At 71.9% G+C, this 18,825-nt stretch carries 20 protein-coding genes, 3 tRNA genes and 1 pseudogene; 18 read left to right on the forward strand and 6 right to left on the reverse strand.

Translation table 11 applies throughout. The annotated features are described in order from the left end of the window. Positions 1–99 precede the first annotated feature (99 nt). Positions 100–1,776 (forward strand): M23 family metallopeptidase, encoded by a 1,677-nt coding sequence (locus ACZ6H8_RS14505; protein ID WP_464147620.1) that lies wholly within the window; start codon positions 100–102, stop codon positions 1,774–1,776. Between the two features lie 224 nt (positions 1,777–2,000). On the opposite strand, the gene ACZ6H8_RS14510 is transcribed toward ACZ6H8_RS14505, so the two are convergent. Beyond that, positions 2,001–3,629 carry a glycoside hydrolase family 13 protein gene (locus ACZ6H8_RS14510; protein WP_464147621.1) on the reverse strand — a complete coding sequence of 543 codons (1,629 nt, stop codon included), beginning with the start codon at positions 3,627–3,629 and terminating at the stop codon, positions 2,001–2,003. A 169-nt stretch (positions 3,630–3,798) separates the two neighbouring features. Here ACZ6H8_RS14510 and ACZ6H8_RS14515 point away from each other — a divergent pair, with 169 nt between their 5' ends. Continuing rightward, positions 3,799–4,164, forward strand: coding sequence for a DUF485 domain-containing protein (locus ACZ6H8_RS14515; RefSeq protein WP_464147622.1), 366 nt, complete (start codon positions 3,799–3,801; stop codon positions 4,162–4,164). Beyond that, positions 4,161–5,747: a solute symporter family protein gene (locus ACZ6H8_RS14520; RefSeq protein ID WP_464147623.1), complete on the forward strand. Its 1,587-nt coding sequence runs from the start codon at positions 4,161–4,163 to the stop codon at positions 5,745–5,747. Before ACZ6H8_RS14515 ends, ACZ6H8_RS14520 begins: the two co-directional genes overlap by 4 nt. A gap of 269 nt (positions 5,748–6,016) precedes the next feature. Here ACZ6H8_RS14520 and ACZ6H8_RS14525 read toward each other — a convergent pair whose 3' ends face one another. Then, complete coding sequence (locus ACZ6H8_RS14525; protein ID WP_464147624.1) at positions 6,017–7,015, reverse strand: epimerase; 999 nt, start codon at positions 7,013–7,015, stop codon at positions 6,017–6,019. Positions 7,016–7,134: 119 nt separating this feature from the next. Between ACZ6H8_RS14525 and ACZ6H8_RS14530 the strand changes: the two genes are divergently transcribed. The 8 genes from ACZ6H8_RS14530 (at position 7,135) to ACZ6H8_RS14565 (ending at position 10,984) form a co-directional block, all read left to right on the forward strand. Continuing rightward, a tRNA-Thr gene (locus ACZ6H8_RS14530) sits at positions 7,135–7,206 on the forward strand. A gap of 38 nt (positions 7,207–7,244) precedes the next feature. Next, positions 7,245–7,318, forward strand: a tRNA-Met gene (locus ACZ6H8_RS14535). Between the two features lie 132 nt (positions 7,319–7,450). Next, positions 7,451–7,816 (forward strand): hypothetical protein, encoded by a 366-nt coding sequence (locus tag ACZ6H8_RS14540; protein WP_464147625.1) that lies wholly within the window; start codon positions 7,451–7,453, stop codon positions 7,814–7,816. 86 nt (positions 7,817–7,902) lie between these two features. Next, entirely contained in the window at positions 7,903–8,349 is a 447-nt protein-coding gene (locus ACZ6H8_RS14545) for an FAS1-like dehydratase domain-containing protein (RefSeq protein ID WP_464147626.1), read from the forward strand. Then, on the forward strand, positions 8,346–8,765 hold the full coding sequence (locus tag ACZ6H8_RS14550) for a MaoC/PaaZ C-terminal domain-containing protein (protein WP_464147627.1): 420 nt from the start codon (positions 8,346–8,348) through the stop codon (positions 8,763–8,765). Before ACZ6H8_RS14545 ends, ACZ6H8_RS14550 begins: the two co-directional genes overlap by 4 nt. Beyond that, positions 8,762–9,895, forward strand: coding sequence for a UDP-N-acetylmuramate dehydrogenase (locus ACZ6H8_RS14555; RefSeq protein WP_464147628.1), 1,134 nt, complete (start codon positions 8,762–8,764; stop codon positions 9,893–9,895). Before ACZ6H8_RS14550 ends, ACZ6H8_RS14555 begins: the two co-directional genes overlap by 4 nt. An 80-nt stretch (positions 9,896–9,975) precedes the next feature. Then, positions 9,976–10,443: an SRPBCC domain-containing protein gene (locus ACZ6H8_RS14560; protein ID WP_464147629.1), complete on the forward strand. Its 468-nt coding sequence runs from the start codon at positions 9,976–9,978 to the stop codon at positions 10,441–10,443. A gap of 184 nt (positions 10,444–10,627) precedes the next feature. Continuing rightward, positions 10,628–10,984: a PRC-barrel domain-containing protein gene (locus ACZ6H8_RS14565; protein WP_464147630.1), complete on the forward strand. Its 357-nt coding sequence runs from the start codon at positions 10,628–10,630 to the stop codon at positions 10,982–10,984. A 69-nt stretch (positions 10,985–11,053) separates the two neighbouring features. Here ACZ6H8_RS14565 and ACZ6H8_RS14570 read toward each other — a convergent pair whose 3' ends face one another. Continuing rightward, a complete protein-coding gene (locus ACZ6H8_RS14570) occupies positions 11,054–11,539 on the reverse strand; it encodes a MarR family winged helix-turn-helix transcriptional regulator (protein ID WP_464147631.1) in 486 nt (161 codons plus the stop codon). 64 nt (positions 11,540–11,603) lie between these two features. On the opposite strand from ACZ6H8_RS14570, the gene ACZ6H8_RS14575 reads away from it, so the two are divergent. Both ACZ6H8_RS14575 and ACZ6H8_RS14580 read left to right on the forward strand, forming a co-directional pair. Beyond that, positions 11,604–12,077 (forward strand): Rid family hydrolase, encoded by a 474-nt coding sequence (locus ACZ6H8_RS14575; protein WP_464147632.1) that lies wholly within the window; start codon positions 11,604–11,606, stop codon positions 12,075–12,077. Then, positions 12,074–12,700, forward strand: a complete 627-nt coding sequence (locus tag ACZ6H8_RS14580; protein ID WP_464147633.1) for an NAD(P)H-dependent oxidoreductase — start codon at positions 12,074–12,076, stop codon at positions 12,698–12,700. Before ACZ6H8_RS14575 ends, ACZ6H8_RS14580 begins: the two co-directional genes overlap by 4 nt. A gap of 59 nt (positions 12,701–12,759) precedes the next feature. Here the strand turns inward: ACZ6H8_RS14580 and ACZ6H8_RS14585 are convergent, their stop codons facing one another. Then, on the reverse strand, positions 12,760–13,953 hold the full coding sequence (locus ACZ6H8_RS14585) for a pyridoxal phosphate-dependent aminotransferase (protein WP_464147635.1): 1,194 nt from the start codon (positions 13,951–13,953) through the stop codon (positions 12,760–12,762). A gap of 238 nt (positions 13,954–14,191) precedes the next feature. Here ACZ6H8_RS14585 and ACZ6H8_RS14590 point away from each other — a divergent pair. The 5 genes and pseudogenes from ACZ6H8_RS14590 to rplA all read left to right on the forward strand — a co-directional run bounded on the left by ACZ6H8_RS14590 (position 14,192) and on the right by rplA (position 16,598). After that, a tRNA-Trp gene (locus ACZ6H8_RS14590) sits at positions 14,192–14,264 on the forward strand. A gap of 67 nt (positions 14,265–14,331) precedes the next feature. Beyond that, the gene (gene secE, locus ACZ6H8_RS14595; RefSeq protein ID WP_464147636.1) at positions 14,332–14,619 is read left to right on the forward strand and encodes a preprotein translocase subunit SecE; all 288 of its coding nucleotides are present in this window, start codon (positions 14,332–14,334) and stop codon (positions 14,617–14,619) included. Between the two features lie 115 nt (positions 14,620–14,734). Then, positions 14,735–15,337: pseudogene (nusG, locus tag ACZ6H8_RS14600) on the forward strand (transcription termination/antitermination protein NusG); the annotation flags it as partial. Between the two features lie 58 nt (positions 15,338–15,395). After that, positions 15,396–15,827 (forward strand): 50S ribosomal protein L11, encoded by a 432-nt coding sequence (gene rplK / locus ACZ6H8_RS14605; protein ID WP_464147637.1) that lies wholly within the window; start codon positions 15,396–15,398, stop codon positions 15,825–15,827. Positions 15,828–15,908: 81 nt separating this feature from the next. Then, positions 15,909–16,598: a 50S ribosomal protein L1 gene (rplA, locus tag ACZ6H8_RS14610; protein WP_464147638.1), complete on the forward strand. Its 690-nt coding sequence runs from the start codon at positions 15,909–15,911 to the stop codon at positions 16,596–16,598. Between the two features lie 75 nt (positions 16,599–16,673). Here rplA and ACZ6H8_RS14615 read toward each other — a convergent pair whose 3' ends face one another. Together ACZ6H8_RS14615 and ACZ6H8_RS14620 are read right to left on the reverse strand one after the other, a co-directional pair. Continuing rightward, positions 16,674–17,321, reverse strand: a complete 648-nt coding sequence (locus ACZ6H8_RS14615; protein WP_464147639.1) for a response regulator — start codon at positions 17,319–17,321, stop codon at positions 16,674–16,676. Further along, complete coding sequence (locus tag ACZ6H8_RS14620) at positions 17,318–18,709, reverse strand: sensor histidine kinase (protein ID WP_464147640.1); 1,392 nt, start codon at positions 18,707–18,709, stop codon at positions 17,318–17,320. The genes ACZ6H8_RS14615 and ACZ6H8_RS14620 overlap by 4 nt, the downstream gene beginning before the upstream one ends. Positions 18,710–18,825 lie beyond the last annotated feature (116 nt).

Consider the following 18,825-nt stretch of genomic DNA (forward strand, 5'->3'; position numbering starts at 1 on the left):
CCGTTCTGTTATCTTGGTCGCTGCTGCCTGCCCGGGTCGCGGGTACCCTCGGGAGGCAGGCGGCATTCCCCCCAGCAGCTTTCGTAAGGACCTCACGACGTGACACGCAAGGACCAGTCGGCACCCGCCGACGCGGACCACGCAGTGCCGTCGACCCGTCGCAGCCGCCGTGACGGCGAGCGCGAGGCCGCGCATCGCGTGTTGTACTCGGATGCCGCAGAGGCTTCGTCGCCGATGCGCGTCGTGGATGGCCAGGCGCCGATGTACCGCACGCGACGCGAGATGCGCGAGTCCGCCTCGCGCCTCGCACGTGACCTTCCCGTGATCGTCGAGCCCGTGGCCGCCGAGTCGGCAGCCATCGAGCCCGCCTCCGGCGAGCCCGCGGCTTCGGTCGAGCCTGCAGCACCCGTCGACCCTGCAGGCCCAGTGGACACCGCGCCGTCGCGTCGCGCACGCAGGCTCGCAGCGAGCGCCGCATCCCCCACCGACCTCGGTGCCTCGCCCGCCGACGCCGAGCCGGTCGCGGACGCCGCACCGCCGGTCGCGCAGCCGGCCCGCACGCGGCGGTCGCAGACGGCTGCCGCGCCCGCGGCAGCGTGGGGCGAGCTCGTCGCCGCGTCGACGCGCGAGGCGACCGAGGCCGTCGACGTCGTCGCAGCATCGGTCGTCGCAGCACCGCAGGCCGAGGCGGCAGTCGACGCACCGGCGTCCGTCGCGGCATCCGCCGTCGCGGCGACGTCTGCCCCGGCCGCCGAGCGCGTCGTGACGCGTGCCGAGCGCCGCGCGGCCTCGGCCGCGAGCAGCACCGAGGTCTCCGCCGCCGTCGCCGCCGTGCTCGGCAGCGAGCAGGAGGACGTCGCCTCGACGCCCGTGCGCAGTCCGCTGCGCAAGGAGGCGCGCCCGCCGCGCGTGGCCGTGGTCGCCCGCCGACCCGTCGCCGTCGCCCCCGTCGTGCGACCCAGCCGTCGCGCACGCTCGAGCGCCGCACGCAAGGCGGTGCAGCGCCTCGGTGCCGCTGGCGTCATCCTCGCGATCGGATCGTTCGTGGCCGTGACGTCGCTGCCCGCGCAGGCGTTCTCGCCCAGCGCCTCGCCCGCCGAGGAGGCGTACGGCGACGTGCAGGTCGAGCAGCAGCTCGACGTCACCTCCGGCTCCGGCGCGCACGGCGACGAGGAGGTCACGGCGGTGCTGAGCCGCGAGGACTTCAACGTCGACGACGAGATCGCCTCGACCCGCATGGACGCCGGCGAGATCGCCGCGCTGCAGGCCGTCGCCGACACCGACACGATCGGGCCCTACTACGACGGCGAGCCGTCGATGTCGAACGTGTGGGCGCAGCTGGAGACGAGCTACACGCAGTCGCCGTTCCCCTCGCTCGCCGAGGTGCCCGTGTCGAGCGGCTTCGGCTACCGCTGGGGCTCGTTCCACGGTGGCGTCGACCTCATCCCCGGAGCGGGCACCCCCGTGTACCCGGTCGCGAACGGCGTCGTCGTCGCCGTCTGGCAGGGCAACAACCCCGGTGGCGGCGGCTACGAGGTCATCGTCGAGCACAACATCGACGGCGAGTTCTTCCAGTCCTGGTACCCGCACATGGAGGCGGGATCGATCCTCGTCGAGGAGGGCCAGGTCGTCGACATCTCGACGCAGCTCGGCGCTGTCGGCTCCACCGGCCGCTCCACCGGCGCGCACCTGCACCTCGAGATCAAGAACGCCGACTACGTCTCGGTCGACCCGCTCGTCTGGCTCGCGACGCGCGAGCAGATCCTCGAGCCGTAGCGCCCGCAGCCCGGCGCCCTCGCTCCCTCCGGCCTCGCGCCCTCCGGCCTCGCGCCCTCCGGCCTCGCGCCCCATTCGCGTTTCGCAGGCGATCAGGTGGGTTCGAGGGAAGATACCCCTCAGACCCCCGTGATCGCCTGCGAAACGCAGTCGCGCGGACCCCCGTGATCGCCTGCGAAACGCAATCGCGCGGACGCCGCGAGGCGTGACGCCGAGCGCGGGGGTCAGCGCACGCGCACCCAGGCGGTCTCGTCGGCCCGCAGCGACGCCGCATGGAGCTCGGTGGATGCCAGCAGCAGCTCGCCGGCGGGCAGGTCGATCGCGTCGTGGCCGATGTTCGCGATGACGACGACGTCGCCGTTGCGGAACGCGACCGCGCCGGGGCCCGCATCGATCCACTCGAGCGTGCCCGCCCCGAGGCCGTGCTCGCGGCGCAGGCGCAGCGCCGTGCGGTACAGCTCGAGCGTCGAGCCCTCGACGCCCTCCTGCGCATCGCGCGCGTAGCCCGCCCACGATCCCGGCTGCGGCAGCCACGACTCGCCCGTGGGGCTGAAGCCGTACGCGGGCGCCTCGGCCTCCCACGGGATGGGCACGCGGCAGCCGTCACGACCCCACATCTCGCCCTGCGTGCGATGGAACGTCGGATCCTGTCGCGCCTCGGCGGGGATGTCGACGACCTCGGGCAGCCCGAGCTCCTCGCCCTGGTACACGTAGGCGCTGCCGGGCAGCGCGAGCATGAGCGCCGTCGCGGCGCGGCCGCGGCGCAGCGACACCTCGGGGTCGGCCTTCGACGCGCTCGTGGGCCCGATGCCGACGCCGTGCGCGGGCTGCGGCACGAGCGCGAGGCGCGTGCGGTGGCGGATGGTGTCGTGGTTCGACAGCACCCACGTCGACGGGGCGCCGACGGCGCCGAACTCGGCGATCGACTCGTCGATGACGCTGCGCAGCCTGCGTGCATCCCACGGCGTCTCGAGGTAGACGAAGTTGAACGCCTGATGCATCTCGTCCGGCCGCACGAAGCGTGCCATCTTCGACAGCGGATGCACCCATGCCTCCGCGCACAGCACGCGGTCGCCGTCGTACTGGGCGAGCACGTCGTGCCAGCGCCGGTACACCTCGTGCACCGACTCCTGGCCGAAGAACGGCGACTCCATCGACCCCGTCGACACGGCATCCTCGTCGATGTCGGGGAGTCCGGGGGCCTTCATGAGTCCGTGGGCCACGTCGACGCGGAAGCCGTCGACGCCGCGGTCGAGCCAGAACCGCAGCACGCCCTCGAACATGTCGCCCACCTCGGGGTTCGTCCAGTCGAGGTCGGGCTGCGACGTGTCGAAGATGTGCAGGTACCACTCGCCGTCGGCGACGCGCGTCCACGCGGGGCCGCCGAAGACCGACTGCCAGTTGTTCGGCGGCTCCGACCCATCGGGCCCTGCGCCGTCGCGGAAGACGTACCGGGCACGCTCGGGCGATCCGGGTGCGGCCTGCAGCGCCTGCTGGAACCACTCGTGCTCGTTCGAGGTGTGGTTCGGCACGAGGTCGACGATGACCTTGAGGCCGAGGTCGTGCGCCTCGGCGAGCAGCCGATCCGCGTCCGCGAGGGTGCCGAACAGCGGGTCGACGTCGCGGTAGTCGGCGACGTCGTAGCCGGCGTCGCGCTGCGGCGAACGGTAGAACGGGCTGAGCCACACCGCGTCGACGCCGAGCGCGGCGAGGTGGGGGAGGCGGTCGGCGATGCCGGCGAGATCGCCGACGCCGTCGCCGGAGGCGTCAGCGAAGCTGCGCGGATACACCTGGTAGATCACGGCGGTGCGCCACCACTCGGCGCCGGACTGCGTCGTCGACTCGTCGGACATGCTCCAAGGCTATGGGGATGCTCGCTCCCGCAGCGCGCGCACGCGCGGATCCGAGGCGCGTGGATCTGGGTGCTGTGCATCCGAGCGCTGCCGGGGTACGGTGCCCAGTGGTAGTTCAGAGTCGAACGACACCCCAGTCGATCGACGCCCTCGATGGAGAGAGCGACACATGACGACCCCCGACCATCTCGCCGACCGCAGCATCGCGGTGCAGGCCAGCCCGGAGTTCCAAGGGCTGCGGCGATCCTTCTTCACGTTCATCCTGCCGCTGACGGCGCTGTTCCTGCTCTGGTACCTCGCGTACGTGCTGCTCGCAGGCTTCGCGCCCGACTTCTTCGCGATCCGCGTCGGCGACTCGACCATCACGGTCGGCCTGCTGTTCGGGCTGGGGCAGTTCGTCACGACGTTCGGCATCACGATGCTCTACCGGTCGTGGGCGAACCGGCGCTACGACGCCCATGCGGCGGCGATTCGCGAGGAGATGGAGCGCGGCGAGCTCACGGGCGACGCGACGGACGAGGAGGCGGCGCGATGAGCGACGAGATCAACCCGGTCATCAACATGGTCGTCTTCGGCATCTTCGTCGTCGCGACGCTCATCATCGTGTTCCGCGTGTCGAAGCGGAACGCGACCGCCACGGAGTTCTTCGCTGGCGGCCGCTCCTTCTCCGGCCCCCAGAACGGCGTCGCGATCGCAGGCGACTACCTGTCGGCCGCGTCGTTCCTCGGCATCTGCGGCGCCATCGCCGTCGCCGGCTACGACGGCTTCCTCTACTCGATCGGCTTCCTCGTCGCGTGGCTCGTCGCGCTGCTGCTCGTCGCAGAGCTGCTGCGCAACACCGGCCGGTTCACGATGGCCGACGTGCTGTCGTTCCGCCTCAAGCAGCGGCCGGTGCGCATGGCTGCGGCGCTCGCGACCCTCGTGGTCTGCTTCTTCTACCTCGTCGCGCAGATGGCGGGCGCCGGCGGCCTCGTCGCGCTGCTGCTGGGACTGTCGGGCCCGGTGCCGACGGGCATCACGGTCGCGATCGTCGGCGTCGTCATGATCGTCTACGTCATCGTCGGCGGCATGAAGGGCACCACGTGGGTGCAGATCATCAAGGCCGTGCTGCTCGTGGCCGGTGCCGGCATCCTCACGATCGTCGTGCTGATCGGCGTGAACTTCGACGTCTCCGAGCTGCTGCAGCGCGCCGTGGATGCGTCGCCCGAGGGCGAGGCGATCCTCTCGCCCGGCCTGCAGTACCCGAATCCGATCGACTTCCTGTCGCTCGGCCTCGCCCTCGTGCTCGGCACGGCGGGCCTGCCGCACGTGCTCATGCGCTTCTACACGGTGCCGACCGGCAAGGAGGCGCGTCGCAGCGTCGTGTGGGCGATCTGGATCATCGGCATCTTCTACCTGTTCACGCTCGTGCTCGGCTACGCCGCCGCAGCGCTCGTCGGCCCGGAGGTGCTCACCGACCCGGCGACGCCCGGCGGGCAGAACGCCGCAGCGCCGCTGCTGGCGCTCGAGCTCGGTGGGCCCGTGCTCATGGCGGTGATCTCGGCGATCGCGTTCGCGACGATCCTCGCGGTCGTCGCGGGCCTCGCGATCACGGCGGCGACGTCGTTCGCGCACGACATCTACGCATCCGTCATCAAGAAGGGCAAGGCCGACCCGAAGCAGGAGGTGAAGGTCGCGCGTCGCACGGTCGTGGTGATCGGCGTCGTCGCGATCCTCGGTGGCATCGTCGCGCAGGGCCAGAACGTGGCGTTCCTCGTGGCGCTCGCGTTCGCGGTCGCGGCGAGCGCGAACCTGCCGACGATCCTGTACTCGCTGTTCTGGAAGCGCTTCAACACGACGGGCGCGCTGTGGTCGATGTACGGCGGCCTCGCCAGCTGCATCCTGCTGATCGTCTTCTCGCCCGCGGTCTCGGGCGGACCGAAGGCGATGTTCCCTGGGCTCGACTTCGACCTGTTCCCGCTGTCGAATCCCGGCATCGTGTCGATCCCGCTCGCGTTCCTCCTCGGCATCGTCGGCACGTTCGTCGGCAAGCCCGAGGCGGACCACGACGCGAAGCAGGCCGAGATGGAGGTGCGCTCCTTCACGGGCGCGAACGCCGAGAAGGCGAGCGACCACTGATCGCGTGACGACCGGCCGGGTCGCGATCCGGCCACGATCACCGGGCGGCGCGTGCCACGGCTTGCCGTGGGCGCGCCGCCTCGGTGCGTGCGCGCGCACGCACGCGCACCTGCACGTGCAGGTGCACGTGCACGTGCACGTGGAGGGATTGGCGACGACACGCGCGCACGAGCCGCCAATCGTCTCCCAGAGCCGCCAATCGCCTGCCAGACGTCGCCGATCCTCTTCCGGAGTCGCCAATCACCTGACGCGCGGGGGCCGGCGGCCGGTCAGCGCGCGCGCATCCCCGCCCACACCTCGGCGAGGGCGCCGCGCAGCGTCGGATGCTGGAACACGTAGCCCGTCTGGGTCAGCACGCCGGGCAGCACCCACCGCGACTTCAGCACGAGCTCGCTCTCGGTGCCCAGCACCGCCATCGCCGGCTCGAGCATGAACCGCCCAGCCGGCAATCCCACCGGCATCCCCACGGTCGAGCGCAGCAGCGACATGAGCTCCGCGTTCGTCACCGGATCGGGCGCCGCGAGGTTCACGGGGCCGGAGATCTCGGGATGCGCCTCGATGTGCGAGATCGCGCCCACGACGTCGTCGACGTGGATCCACGAGAACCGTTGACGGCCGCGGGTGCCGCGTCCGCGGCTCGGTGCGGTCGCAGCCGGGTCGTCCTTCGCCACGCCCACGCCGCGATAGCGCGTGTGCGGCAGCCACGGCCCGTCGAACTGGGTGCCGCCGATGCCGAGCCGTGCGAGGCGGAACAGCATCGCCGTCGCCGGCCCGTCCGCCCCGAGCGCGATCGTGATGCGCAGCGGCACGCGCCGCGTCGCGGGCAGGTCCTCCTCGGCGAGCGCCGCCTCCCATGCACGGGCGACGTCCTCCGAGAAGCCCTTCTCGCCGGCGGGGTCGGCCTCGGTGTGGGGGCGGTCGGTCGTGTGCGAGTAGGTGGTGGCGGTGGAGGCGTTCAGCCACAGCGGCGGGGGAGCGTCGACGGCCGCGATCGCCGCACCGAGCGCTCGCGTGGTGTCGACGCGAGAGTCGAGGATCTCGGCACGGTTCGCGTCCGTGTACCTGCAGTTCACCGAGCGGCCGGCGAGGTTCACGACGAGCGAGGCCCCATCGACGAGCCGTGCGATGCCGGCATCGTCGCCCCAGCGCGCATCCGCCGACGATCCGCGGCCGATGGTGCGCACCTCGCGGACGTCGGCGGCCATGCGCGCGGCGATGGCCTTGCCGATGAATCCGGATCCTCCTGCGAGCACGACGCGACCAGTCATGGGTCCATGGTGGCCTGCTGCGCGGCACGCCGCGGAACCCCTCGCCGACGTGACGTCGACGCCCGTCTCGGTGCTATGCTCATTCGGTTGCCTGGCGCGCTCGAGCGCGCGACGGCATCGCCCCGATAGCTCAGCGGTAGAGCACTTCCATGGTAAGGAAGGGGTCGCGAGTTCGATCCTCGCTCGGGGCTCGCTCCTGCTTGACGCCTCGTGCTCGGGTGGGCGCAGTGGCGGGGTAGCTCAGCTGGTAAGAGCGCACGACTCATAATCGTGAGGTCGCGGGTTCGAGCCCCGCCCTCGCTACGACAGCCCCCGGATCCTCGCGGATCCGGGGGCTTCCTGCGTTCCACGGGGTGCTCGCGCGATGCCGCCTCGCTCGCGGGCCTACGCCGATGGTCGCTGGACGCTGCCAGCGCCAGCCGAGACCATGGAGGCATGGATGCGCAGGCGTGGGCGTGGGTGATCTTCATCGTCGGGCAGGGCGCACTGCTGCCCGGCGTCGTCGCGGTGCAGCGCGCGACCGATCCGCGCGATCGCGACGGCAGGAAGGCGCCGTTCGATGCCGGCCGGGTCGCGTCGGCGAAGCGTCTGCAGGCGTGGACGATCGGAGCCTGGGCTGCGTGCGTGCTCGTGTCGTGCGCGATCCGCGTGGTGGACGAGCCTGCGCAGCTGGCGTGGGTGGGTCCGATGCTCGCGGTGCTCGCGCTCGCGGTCGGCGGCGTGACGATCTGGCGGCTCGTGCGTGCCGGCAGGCGCGAGCGGAGCGACGCCGTCGGCGACGCCGACGGTGGCGGAGCCTAGGTCGACGCTCCATGTGCACGGCCGACCCGGCAGGAGGAGCCCGAGGCATCCCTGCCCCGCGCGCACCCCGGCGGTAGGCTCGCTGCGTGCCTGTCGCCTCTGATCTGACCGGGCGCACCTACCCGCCGACCGCCCCCTACGCGGTCGGTCGAGAGAAGGTGCGCGAGTTCGCCGCAGCCGTCGGCGCCCAGCATCCCGTGCACCACGACGTCGAGGCCGCCCGCGCCGCGGGCTACGCCGACGTCGTCGCACCGCCGACGTTCGCGATCGTCGTGTCGCAGCGCGGCCTCGACCAGCTGCTCGCCGACGAGACGGCAGGCATCGAGCTCTCTCGCGTCGTGCACGGCGACCAGCGCTTCACGATCGAGCGGCCCATCGTCGCAGGCGACGAGCTGCAGGTCGCGTTCGGCGTCACGAACGTGCGAGCCCTCGGCGGCAACGCGATGGTGTCGACCGAGGCGCGCATCACCGACGCCGGCGGCGCGCTCGTCGCGACCGCCTTCTCGAGCCTCGTGGTGGGAGCGGACGCATGAGCATCGACGCGAGCGCCCTCGAGGTCGGCACCGTGGTCGCGACGCGCGACCTCTACCTCTCCCGCGAGTCGCTCGTGCGCTACGCGGGCGCGTCTGGCGACTTCAACCCCATCCACTACCGCGACGACGTCGCCGTCGCCGTCGGGCTGCCCGGCGTGCTCGCGCACGGCATGCTCACGATGGGGCAGGCCGTGCAGCCCGTCGTCGACTGGATCGGCGACCCCGGCCGAGTGCGCGACTACCAGGTGCGCTTCACGCGCCCCGTCGTCGTCGACGCGGACGCGGGCGCCGACGTCTCGGTCGAGGCGAAGGTGGGTGCGCTGCCCGGCGATGGCACGGCACGCATCGACCTGACGGTGACCTTCGGCGGGCAGACGGTGCTCGCGAAGGCGCAGGTCGTGGTGCGCCTGCCATGAGGTTCGCGGATGCGACGACCATGCGCGTCGGCGGCGAGGCCGAGCGGTGGATCGACGCGTCGACGCGTGACGAGGCGATCGCCGCGTACGCGCAGCTGATCGGCGACGCCGAGCCGCACGTGCTGCTCGGCGGAGGCTCGAACACCGTCGCCTCCGACGAGCCGTTCGACGGCACGGTGCTGCGCATGCGCACGACGGGCGTCGAGGTGCTGCCCGCCGTCGCACGCCGCGAGCGCCCGGTGGGCGACGAGGAGCCCGCCGACGACTCGATCGTCGTGCGCGTCGAGGCGGGGGAGTCGTGGGAGGCGCTCGTCGAGCGCGCCGTCGCCGAGGGGTGGGCTGGCATCGAGGCGCTCAGCGGCATCCCCGGCTCGGTCGGCGCCGCCCCCATCCAGAACATCGGCGCGTACGGGCAGGAGGTCGGCGCGTGCCTCGTGGGCGTCGAGCTGCTCGACGCCGACACGCTCGAGGTGCGCCACGTGCCCGCGTCGCAGCTGCGGCTCGGCTACCGCGACAGCGCGTTGAAGCGCGGCGACCTGCAGGGGCTCGTGCTCGCGGTCGACCTGCGGCTGCGGCATGCGAGGGATGGGCTGAGCCAGCCCATCGCGTACGGCCAGCTCGCGCAGGCGCTCGGCGTCGACCTCGGCAGGCGCGTGCCGCTCGACGCCGTCCGCGAGAGCGTGCTGGCGTTGCGGTCGTCGAAGGGCATGGTGCTCTCGGACGACCCCGACTCGGTGTCGGCGGGCTCGTTCTTCACGAACCCGATCGTGTCCGGCCGGTTCGCCGCGCAGCTGCCGCAGGATGCGCCGCGCTGGTCGACGACCCCGGAGGCGCAGGCGACGGTCGTGCCGCTCGGTGCAGACGCGCCCGTGCCGGTGCGCGAGCCGGTGGAGTCGCGCGTGAAGCTGTCGGCGGCGTGGCTCATCGAGCGCGCCGGCATCGGCAGGGGCTTCGCGCTGCCGCACTCGAACGCGGCGATCTCGTCGAAGCACACGCTCGCGATCACGAACCGCGGCGGTGCGACGGGCGAGCAGGTGGCGGATCTGGCGCGCTTCGTGCAGACGCGCGTCGAGGGTGAGCTCGGCGTGCGCCTGGCGCCCGAGCCGGTGCTCGTCGGCGTCGAGCTCTAGTCGCGGCGACGCCACGCGCAGACGTGGCGTGCGCGCAAGCGCTTGTGCCCACGCCCGGTGGCGTGCAGCCTGGGGGAGCCATGGATGCTGCAGACACAGACCAGCCGACCGCCGACGCCCCCCGCGACACCGCCGCGACCGACGATGCGCACGTGCGTCTCGAGCTGCACGTCTCGCGCTCCCGCGCGTTCGACGCCTACGTGCGCGACTTCGGATCGTGGTGGCAGCACGGCCGCGCCGCTCGCGCCGACCTGCACGTCGAGCAGCAGCCTGGCGGCGCGATCGTCGAGCACGCGCCTGGCGGCGAGGAGACCCGCTGGGGCGAGGTGCACGACATCGAGATCGGCAGTCGCATCCGCCACTCGTACCGCCACGGCGGCGAGCACCCCGCGACGGTGACGGCCGAGTTCGCGGACGGCGAGCACGGCGGCGCCGTCGTCGACATCCGACACGAGCCGTGGGAGGTCGACGACGACGAGCGTGCGGCGCTGCAGCAGGCGTGGACGCTGGCGTTGCGTCGCCTGCAGGACGACGCGAGCGCCGTCTGACCTGCCGCCCCAGGCTGATGGTGCGTGCTGCAGGGCTGCGCGCACCGCGACGCGCGGATCCCTTGCCCGCTCGCTCGGCGCGGACCTATCGTGGCCACGGGGCCGGGCTCATGCGGCCCTGAGGATCGCGGGTCGGCGACCGCCGGCCCGATGCACCACGCGTGGACGACGAAGAGGATGCACCATGTTCGAGGCCGCCAACATCCGCGACTGGATCGGGTCGAGCGTCGTCGACCCTGCCGGCGACACCGTCGGACCGCTCGAGAGCATCTACTTCGACACCGCGACGGACGCGCCGGCCTTCGCCGCGGTCAGGACCGGCATGCTCGGCAGGCACAAGCTGAGCTTCGTGCCGCTCGATGGCGCGACCGTGACCCCCAAGCACCTCGTGGTCACCTACGACAAGCGGCTGGTCAAGGATGCCCCCTCGATCCCGACCGACGGCGAGCTCGAGGCGACGCAGGAGCCCGAGCTCTACGCCCACTACGGGCTGTCGTACGCGACGGGCGCCGCGGGCGAGCGTCGACTCGGTCGCCGCTAGTCGCGAGCGTTCGCGCGCCGCGCGTGCGACGCGGGCGTCCGCCGCGAGCGGGTGCCGCGACCGTGCGGGTCAGCCGGGCTCGTCGCCCGGCATGCCGCGCAGCCTGCCCGCGATGCGGGCGAGCGCGCGCTGGTCGGCGGCCGTGATGCGGTCGAGCACGAGGCGTCGCACCGACTCGACGTGCGTGGGTGCCGCCGCGACGACGAGCGCGAAGCCCTCTTCGAGAAGATGGACGAGGGTCACGCGGCGGTCGTCCGGGTCGGGGAGGCGCTCGACGAGTCCGCGCTGCTCGAAGCGCGCCACGACGTTCGACAGCCGCGAGAGGGAGCCGTTGGCGAGGTAGGCGAGCTCGCTCATGCGCATCGTGCGCTCCGGCGCCTCCGAGATGTGGCTGAGCGTGAGGTACTCGAAGAGCGTGAGGCCGTGCTGCCGCAGTGGCTGCTCGAGGCGGCCGGGCATGAGCAGCGCGAGCGAGACGAGGCCGGTCCAGGCCTCCTTCTCCTCGGCGTCGAGCCAGCGCGGCTCGGTCGCGCTCGCCGGGCTCGGATCCGTCACGCTCTCAGCATAGAGGCGCGAAGGATGCTTCACGTGTGAAGCGATCCCATGCTACGTTCGCTTCATGCATGAACTGAATGACCGTCGACCGCGCTTCACGGACACCCCCGGCGACCACGCCGTCTCGCGCATGCAGCGCGACCTCCGCTACAGCCAGGCCGTCCGATACGCGCCCGCCGCGTACGACCGCGTCGAGATCTCGGGACAGGGCGGCTGGGACCTCGAGCTCCGCTTCCCCGACGACCTCGGCGACGAGATCGCCCGCGCGTTCGACAACGTCGAGACGATCCTGCGCGAGGCGGGCGCCACCTGGGAGCACGTCATCGCCATCGACACGTTCCACGTCACGGTCTCCGACGTCGCGATCGAGGGCGAGCACACCGATGCCGTCGTCGCGCAGCTGCACGCGCGCATGCCGCATCGTCGCCCCATCTGGACCGAGCTCGGCGTGCGCACCCTCGGCGCGCCGGGCATGCGGGTCGAGATCCGCGTCACCGCGCTCGTGCCGCACGACGAGGCCGCGGGCGGCGCCGCGTGAGCACGCTGGTCGTCACCGCGCATCCCGACGCCGACTCGCTCGTGCACGAGGCCGCTCGGCGCCTGCACGAGCGTCTCGGCACCGAGCGCGCGACGCTCGCGCACCTCGCGCAGGAGGGCTTCGACCCGAGCTTCTCGGTCGCCGATCGGCGTGCGTATCTCGACGACGCCACCCCGCCGCCCCAGGAGGACGTCGCGGCCGAGCAGCGCAGGATCGACGACGCCGAGCACCTCGTGCTCGTCTTCCCCGTGCACTGGTGGTCGATGCCTGCGCAGCTCAAGGGATGGATCGATCGCGTCTTCGTGCGCGGCTGGGCCTTCTCGCTCGACGACGGGCGCCTCGTGCCGATGCTGCAGCGGCTGACGATCCATCTGCTGCCTGTCGCGGGCTTCGGGGCCGAGCCGTTCGCGAGGCACGGCTACCTGCGCGCGTTCACGACCCAGATCGAGCACGGCATCGTCGAGTACGTCGGCAGCGGCGTCGGCGTCACGGCGTTCGTGCACGACTCGGACGACCTGGATCGCGACGAGGCCGACGTGCGCGTCGACGCGGCGGTCGCGGCCATCACGTCCGCCATCGAGCAGGCGGCGCTCGTGGACGAGGGCGCGGCGCGGCGCGCGTGATGGCGCGCCGGGGCGGACCGAGCGGCGGCGGGCTCGACCGCCAGCGGTGCGCGCTCGCGTCAGGAGGCGAAGAGGCGCTGCAGGCGCTGGATGCCCTCGAGCAGCGGTGCGTCGCCGAGCGCGTACGACAGGCGCAGGTAGCCGGAGGGGCCGAACGCCTCACCGGGCACGGCAGCCACCTCGGCCTGCTCGAGCATGAGGTCGGCGAGCTCGAGCGACGTGGTCGGCGTCACGCCGCCCCACTCGCGACCCAGCAGCCCCTGCACGTCGGCGTAGACGTAGAAGGCGCCCTCGGGGGTCGGCACCGTGATGCCCTCGATGCGCGAGAGCTCGGCCACGGCGACGCGGCGACGACGGTCGAACGCCTGCCGCATCTCCTCGACCGCGTCCTGCGGGCCGGTGAGCGCCTCGATGGCGGCGCGCTGGGCGATGTTGCTCACGTTCGACGTCAGGTGCGACTGCAGGTTCGCCGCAGCCGCGATCGCGTCCTTCGGCCCCACCATCCATCCCAGGCGCCATCCGGTCATGGCGTAGCTCTTCGCGACGCCGTTCACGAGGATCGTGCGGTCGGCGAGCGCAGGCACGGCCTCGGTGATCGACACGGCGCGCACGCCGTCGTAGACGAGGTTCTGGTAGATCTCGTCGCTCACGACCCAGAGGCCGTTCGCCTCGGCCCACTCGCCGATGGCGCGCACCTCGTCGGGCGAGTACACCGCGCCGGTCGGGTTCGACGGGCTCACGAACAGCAGCACCTTGGTCTTGGGCGTGCGTGCGGCCTCGAGCTGGTCGACCGTGACCTTGTAGCCCTGGTCGGCGCCCGCGAAGACGTCGACCTGCGTCGCGCCGGTGAGGGCGATCGCCTCGGGGTAGGTCGTCCAGTACGGCGTGGGCACGAGCACCTCGTCGCCCGGGTCGAGCAGCACCTGGAACGCCTGGTAGACGGCCTGCTTGCCGCCGTTGGTCACCACGACCTGGCCGGCGTCGACGGGCGTGCCCGAGTCGCGCAGCGTCTTCGCGGCGATCGCCTCGCGCAGATCCGGCAGGCCGGCGGCCGGCGTGTAGCGATGGTTCGCCGGGTCGAGCACGGCGCGCGAGGCGGCCTCGACGACGTTCGCGGGCGTCGGGAAGTCGGGCTCGCCCGCGGCGTACGAGATGACGTCGCGGCCCTGGGCCTTGAGGGCCTTCGCCTTCGCGTCGACCTTCAGGGTGGCGGACTCGGCGATGGCGGCGATGCGCTGGGAGATGCGGCTCACGAGGCCCAAGGCTAGCGAGCGGAGGATGTGGGCACGAGGGGCCACGCGGGCGTGGGTGGTGCACGCTGCACGCCCCGCCCTCGCGGCGCGCCGCGACCGCGGCGCCAGGTGGACAGCACGCCCGCGAGGCCCGTATGCTGGTTCCTCGGTGGTTGACAACTGCCATGATCTCGCGCGCCTTCGAGGCACGATCCAAGCCAGTCCGGGTCGGCGAAGCCATGGAGTCGATCACTCGCCGAGGGCGGTGGCTCAATTGGTAGAGCAGCGGTCTCCAAAACCGCAGGTTGCAGGTTCGAGTCCTGTCCGCCCTGCTCGGCCCGTCGTTCGACGGGCAGCGGCACCCCGACGGGGGTGTCGTGCAGAAGAAGAAGGGTCCCCGTGGCACAGAACGCGATCGACGAGCAGCGCCCGTCGACCAAGCGCCCGCGCCGAGCCAACCCCTTCGCAGCAGTCGCCCGCTTCTTCGGCGGCATCGTCCTGTTCCTGAAGCAGGTCATGGACGAGCTGCGCAAGGTCGTGACGCCGACGTGGCGCGAGCTGCTGAGCTACACGCTCGTCGTGCTGGTGTTCGTCGTCATCATGATGGCGCTCGTCACGGGGCTCGACCAGGTCTTCGGACGACTCGTGGCATGGATCTTCGCCGGCCGCTCGCCGTTCGAGGGCTGACAAGAGGACCACGGGGGAGAGCATCATGACCGACGCCAACGACATCGACCGCAACCTGCAGACCGCGCTCGACGACATCGCACCGCAGTCGCGCGACGAGGCCGCGGAGCCCGAGGCCGACCCGTACGCCGAGTTCAAGCGCGAGCTGCGCATGCGCCCGGGCAAGTGGTTCGTCATCCACTCGTACGCCGGCTACGAGAAGAAGGTCAAGGCGAACATCGCCAGCCGCGCCGAGAACATGCAGGTCGACGGCATCTACGAGATCCAGGTCCCCACCGAGGACGTGCTCGAGGTCAAGAACGGCGTCGGCAAGCGCGTCAACCGCGTCCGCGTGCCCGGCTACGTGCTCGTGCGCATGGACCTCGACGAGGACACCTGGAGCGTCGTGCGGCACACGCCCGGCGTCACCGGCTTCGTCGGCAACGCCCACAACCCGGCACCGCTGCGCTTCAACGAGGCGTTCACGATGCTCAAGCCCATCGCCGACGCCGAGCTCGCGGAGCAGCAGCAGGGCGCCCCGCAGCAGGAGCGCACCGTCGTCACCGACGTCGACTACGAGGTCGGCGAGACCATCACGATCACCGAGGGCTCGTTCGCGGGCTTCCCCGGCACGATCTCCGAGATCCAGCCCGCGTCCGGCAAGCTCACGGTCCTCGTGAGCCTCTTCGAGCGCGAGACGCCCGTCGAGCTCGGATTCGGGCAGGTCACCAAGCTCTAGCCCCTGCCAGGGCTGGTTCGCCGGCCCGAGGGGCGGCGTGAAGACAGAAGGAAGAGACATGGCATCCAAGAAGAAGGTCACGGGTCTGATCAAGCTCCAGATCCAGGCCGGCGCAGCGAACCCCGCGCCCCCCGTGGGTCCGGCGCTGGGTCAGCACGGCGTGAACATCATGGAGTTCTGCAAGGCGTACAACGCCGCGACGGAGAACCAGCGCGGCAACGTCATCCCGGTCGAGATCACCGTCTACGAGGACCGCTCGTTCGACTTCGTGCTCAAGACCCCGCCGGCTGCAGAGCTCATCAAGAAGGCTGCAGGCGTGAAGAAGGGCTCGGGCGTCCCGCACACCGAGAAGGTCGGCAAGATCACCGACGCCCAGGTCGCCGAGATCGCGGAGCAGAAGATGCCCGACCTCAACGCGAACGACATCGACGGCGCGAAGCTCATCATCGCGGGCACCGCCCGTTCGATGGGCATCACGGTCGAGGGCTGATCGCAGCATCATCCGGAGCCTGATGGCTCCACCAGTGGGAGCGCCTGCCAGGCGCGCACCGCGACTCTGAAGGAGAGAACAATGGCACAGAAGTCCAAGGCGTACCGCGCCGCGGCGGCTCGGCTCGAGGCCGACCGTCACTACACCCCGGAGGAGGCCGTCGCGATCGCTCGCGAGACCGGCTCCACCAAGACCGACTCCACCGTCGAGGTGGCGCTGAAGCTCGGCGTCGACCCGCGCAAGGCCGACCAGATGGTCCGTGGCACCGTGTCTCTTCCCCACGGCACGGGCAAGACGCAGCGCGTCATCGTCTTCGCGCAGGGCCCTGCAGCGCAGGCAGCCCTCGACGCGGGCGCCGACGAGGTGGGCTCCGACGAGCTCATCGAGAAGGTGGCCGCCGGCTACACGTCGTTCGACGCCGCCGTCGCGAGCCCCGAGCTCATGGGCAAGGTCGGTCGACTCGGCAAGGTGCTCGGTCCTCGTGGCCTCATGCCGAACCCGCGCACGGGCACCGTCACGCCCGACGTGGCCAAGGCCGTGACCGACATCAAGGGCGGTCGCATCGAGTTCCGCGTCGACAAGCACGCGAACGTGCACTTCGTCGTGGGCAAGGCGTCGTTCTCGCAGGAGCAGCTCAACGAGAACGTCCGTGCCGCGCTCGACGAGATCGTGCGTCTCAAGCCGTCGTCGTCGAAGGGCCGCTACGTGCAGAAGGCGACGGTCTCGACGACCTTCGGCCCCGGCATCCCCGTGGACGTCGCGACCGTCTGAGTCGCTGACGCTGCACGAAGGGCCTCGCCGTCAGGCGGGGCCCTTCGTCGTGCGCATGGTGCGCCGCCTCGGTCGCTACTGCACGAGCCGATGCTCGTACGCGAACGCGATGAGCTGGATGCGGGATGCGAGGCCCAGCTTGCCGAGGATCGCCCGCATGTGCGTCTTCACGGTCGTCTCGGCGACGAACAGCTCGGCGCCGATCTCGGCGTTCGACCGGCCGCGTGCGGCGAGGGCGAACAGCTCGCGCTCACGCTCGGTGAGCGTGGCCAGCACCGACCATTCCGGCTGCGGCCGCACGATCGCGGCGGCACGCAGCAGGTCGAACGTCTCGGCGGGTGCGATGACCTGCTGCCCGTCGACGACGGCCCGGATCGCCTGTGCGAGGAACTCGGGCCGCGCATCCTTGAGCAGGAACCCGCTCGCGCCAGCGCGGATCGCGTCGAGCACCGCGCGGTCGTGCCGCACCGTCGTGAGCACGACCACGTGCGGTGGCGGCTGCGGATGCTCGGAGCGGATCGTTCGCGTCGCGGCGATGCCGTCGATGCCGGGCATGCGGATGTCCATGAGCACGACGTCGGGCCGCACGGCACGGCAGGCGGCGATGGCCTCGGCGCCGCCGGCCGCCGTGCCGACGACCTCGAAGCCGTCCTGCGCCTCGAGGATCATGCGCATCCCGTCGACGAACAGCGCCTGGTCGTCGACGACGAGGATGCGGATCACGCGGGCCCATCGGGGGTGCCGAGTCGCACCTCGCGGGCGTTCGCCTCACCCCACGTCGCGGCGGGCGTCGGCGTGGTCGGCGGTGCAGGCATCGGGCCCGTCGCCGCATCCGGTGCCGCCGACCACGTCGGGGGCCCGGGCGGCGCTGCCTGCGGCGTCTGCCACGGCGGTGCCGGCACGACGGCGACCGGCACCGTCGGCAGCTGATCCTCGTCGAGGATGGTCGAGCCGCGCGACTCGGGCTCGTACGGCAGGTACGCCGTGACGACGAACCGATCGCCGTCGGCGTCGACGTCGACCCACCCGCCCGCCTGCCTGGCTCGCTCGTGCATGCCCGCGATGCCTCGACCCATGGGGCCGAGCCCGGCGCGGTCGCGGATGGGCGACGAGACGGCGAGCGAGAGCCCCGGGCCCGTCCACGACATCGTCACGACGACGTCGGCATCGGCGCCCGCGTGCCGCAGCGCGTTCGTGAGGGCCTCCTGCACCACGCGGTACGCGGCGATGCCGCCGATGCGCGGCAGGGCGCCGTGCCTGCCCGCGTCGTGGAACGCGACGGTGGGCCCGGCGGTGCGCGTCTGGTCGATGAGCGCGGGGATGTCCTCGATCGTCGGCTGCGGCCTGCGCGCGTCGTCGTCGACGCGCTCGAGCAGCTGCCGCACCTCCACGAGCGCGAGCCTCGCGGTGTCGGAGATCGTCGTGAGCACGGGGCCGATGCGCTCGGGATGCTCGGCGTGCGTGAGCCGCAACCCCTCGGCCTGCGCGGCGAGCACGGCGAGCGAGTGCGCCATGACGTCGTGGAAGTCGTGCGTGAGGTCGGCGCGCAGCCGCTCGTCGCGCAGCTCCGACTCGACGACGACCGTGCGTGCCTGCACCGTCGTCTTGTCGCGCTCCGCGTGCAGCGCCGCCCGGAACGCCCGCAGCCCGAACGGGATCGCCCAGACGAGCAGCCCGAGCACGAGGTAGCCGAGGACGCCGCCCAGGATGAGCCCGGCGCCCTGACCCGTGGAGTACGTCGCGATCTCGAGCGCGGTGCGCGTCGCGCCGGTGAGCGCGGCGACCGTCACGATGGCGCCGCCCGCGTACAGCCTCCACTCCATGGGCTCGAGCTCGAAGACGGCGATGGCGATGGCGAGGCCGGCGACGAGCAGGGGGCCGGCGAAGCCGCCACCCCACGCCGGCGCGCTGATCGCGGCGATCGGGGCCGAGAGCAGCGCGACCGCGAGCGCGACGAGCGGCCATCGACGGACGACCGCGAGCGCTCCGCACGCGAGCATGGCTGCCGGCATGAGCGGCAGGTACGTCAGGGCGATCGCGAGGAAGGCGATGGCAGCGATGGGTGCCGTCCACCACCGCGCGGCGATGGTGGTGAGCCGGGTGAGCGTCATGGTCGTCACGCTAGCCCCGCATCCCGCGAGATCACGGCGCACGGCGACGCATCTCATCCCTGGGGATGAGCGCCCCATCCCACCCGTCCCAATGGCGCGAATGCGTTGTGCAGGCG

This window comes from Agrococcus sp. AC640b (assembly GCF_979255995.1).